The sequence below is a fragment of the Streptomyces albidus (ex Kaewkla and Franco 2022) genome (genome assembly GCF_013870515.1).
In the GTDB taxonomy this organism is placed as follows: domain Bacteria; phylum Actinomycetota; class Actinomycetes; order Streptomycetales; family Streptomycetaceae; genus Streptomyces; species Streptomyces albidus.
In genome coordinates, this window is sequence record NZ_JACBXA010000436.1 from 1 (window position 1) to 2,581 (window position 2,581).

The following is a 2,581-nucleotide window of genomic DNA, read 5'->3' on the forward strand; positions in this document are numbered from 1 at the left end:
GGCGGCCTCATCGGTCGTACTGGCCGTCGGCGCCGCGGTGTTGACCCTGCTCTCCGTGGATCTGGACCGGTGGTGGCTGCTGCCGCTTCGCCGGGCCCGGCTGCGGCTGCTCGGACATCCGCTGACGGGCACGTCGGCGGGGACGGCACGGGTGCCGGTGGCTGCGACCGTCGAGCTGCTGGAGAACTCCCTTGCCTGGCAGGCCGCTTCGCCTGTCGTCAGGTCCGGGCTGCTGGACCACTGGGAGGAGGCGGGCTGGCGCGTCCTGCTCTACTCCGGGGTGTACGAGGACGGTACGGGCGCCAGGCCCGTCTCCGTCGTGTTCGCACTGGACGCGACAGCCAGCCTGGACAGCTCCGGCGACCCGGCCGTACGCGTCAGCGTCGTGGACGCGGACACCGGGCAGCCAGTGGACCTCGATCTGGCGGGCGTACGTCCGCGAAAGGCCCTGCCGGTGGCGGGCTGAGCTGAACCCGCACGGTGACGGAACGGAGCCGCCCGGACAGCGACGGGCGGTGCGGAAGGGGAGCCGGGACACCGACTCGCCGTACCGCACCGCCCGTTCATCCGGCTTCTCCGGGGGCGGCCCACAGCGGGACCGCGAACTCCCTTGTGGATCAGGTGAGTCGGTGCACCGGGCGACCGTCCCCCCAGCGCTCGATCGCCTCCTCGTCGGCGAAGGCCAGCGCGCGCAGCATGTTCCCGCCGTCGCTGGAGTCGACCGTGCGCTTCAGGCGGCTGCTGTGCGCGTCCCTCAGCTTGGTCGTACCGGCCTCTATGGTGTCGCCGTAGAACGGCTCGAAGGCCACACCCGCGAATCCCGCCTTGCGCAGAAGCATCGGCACGGTCTCGCGTGAGTAGAACATCAGGTGGTTCCTGGTGAAGCCGTTCCACCTCGAGTCGAAGGCCTTCAGCAGCAGGGACTGCGCGTTGACGGTGAGCACCATCAGCACGCCACCGGGGGCGAGCAGATTGCGGAAGCTGGTGAAGTCCTCGACGGGGCGGGGCAGATGGGCCAGTACGGACCACAGGGTGATCACGTCGAAGCCCCCCGCGGCGATCTCCGGCAGGTCCTCGGGTGCGCCGAAGTGGGCCGTCGCCTTCGTCAGCCGCTCGTTGGCCTCCTTGACGGAGTCGGGCGAGAGGTCCACACCGCACGCATCGAACCCGCGCTGCTCGGCCAGCTCCAGGAAGTAGCCGGCGCCGCAGCCGAAGTCGAGCAGCCTGCGCTTGTCGCCCTCGGCGAAGACCGGCTTGAACGCGTCCATGGCCTGCTGGTAGCGGCGCTGCCTGTTCGCGGCGTAGTTGCCGGTCAGGAACGTGCTGTAGTTCTTGGAGTACAGGTCGCCGAGCCGCTCGGGCAGGATATTGGGGTTGCGGTAGAGGAACCCGCAGGACGGGCAGCGCACGACGTTGTACGTCCACGCGGTCTTGCCGTTCTTCTTCGTCTTCGACGGCTCGAAAAGCGGCTGCTGCCGGGACTCGCCACACATGTGGCAGGTGATGAACTCCTCGATCGGGCCGAGCTTCACCCGGGACCGGTATTCGTCGAGGGATATCACCGGTGAACTGCGCAGCTTCATCCGCCACTGCAGTTCCCTGACTGCTCTCTCACCGGGCCGGATGTAGACGCGCTGTTCCCACGGAACGCTGTTGTAACGCGAACCGTATACGGCACGGGCGACGGCCCGTTTGGCTGAGACCATGAGGTACCTCTCGGGACGGCTTTCGAGTCACAGTGTCACCCGACAGGCCGATATTCAAATAGTGCTGTGACCATCTTTTGTTTCCGTGTGCAGTCGTTCCGCGGGAGCCCCCTGAGTGGTGCGGCCCGTCGCCGATTCAAGGTGGGTTATACGACGTTTGTGGCTTTAGTCACCCGATTTCTGGTGGTATGTCCACGTGGGCATCGCCCCTCTTGGAATCGGCCGCCGGGGGAATGCGAGGCGGCGTAGGCGTTTTCACGGCCCTGAGCGTTCGGTTACGGGGGGTGTTATCGGAGGGCCTGTCGGGCGATCGGTGTTTCGGTCCGAATCTCGAATGCGATGCGAATCCTGCCGTCGGCGACGCGATCCTCTTCATGCGGCACCCGGTGCACTCTTGCTCCCAACTTCGCTGTTTTCCTTCACCAGTTGGTCATTGATGTGCCGGGGAATCCGAGACGCGTACCGGCGTGGAAGGAATGCGCGCGGTGCGAAGGTCGGTATCGAATGTTGCATTTACGAGGCGGTAGCATCACCGACGGCGACCGTGCACTTTCATGCGGGCATTACGCAGAGTTGTTCCCGGGGTTCTCGAGGTCGCCTTCCGGGAGGGAGAGGGCGGCCGAACGTCGCGCGTCGGCGCCGCGTCCCCGTCGCTCACCTGACGGCCGGAGCCGGAGCGGTGGCCGCGCAACTGCCCGCAAGAGCTTCCAGCATCTTGCCGGAATGCTTTACATCCAGTGCGCGCGTCGATACGTTCCCTTCAACTTCCCGCAGCACCAAGGGAATCGACATGTGGCTGCCGGCGCGTGCGGCCCTCGCTGAAGCGATGTGAAGGAGCCGCAGTGCGCGCGCGAACCCCCCACGCGACCCCGGAG

At 66.7% G+C, this 2,581-nt stretch carries 1 protein-coding gene and 1 pseudogene; one reads left to right on the forward strand and one right to left on the reverse strand.

The window, feature by feature from the left end; genetic code table 11:
* Window positions 1–466, forward strand: a pseudogene (locus H5J26_RS30200) (hypothetical protein); the annotation flags it as partial.
* A gap of 151 nt (window positions 467–617) precedes the next feature.
* Here H5J26_RS30200 and H5J26_RS30205 read toward each other — a convergent pair.
* A complete protein-coding gene (locus tag H5J26_RS30205; RefSeq protein WP_181769142.1) occupies window positions 618–1,706 on the reverse strand; it encodes a class I SAM-dependent methyltransferase in 1,089 nt (362 codons plus the stop codon).
* Window positions 1,707–2,581: the final 875 nt, after the last annotated feature.

What these genes read in the sequence shown, in the direction of transcription:
- H5J26_RS30205 (WP_181769142.1), bottom strand. Translation starts at nt 1,706, where the DNA reads ATGGTCTCAGCCAAACGGGCCGTCGCCCGTGCCGTATACGGTTCGCGT.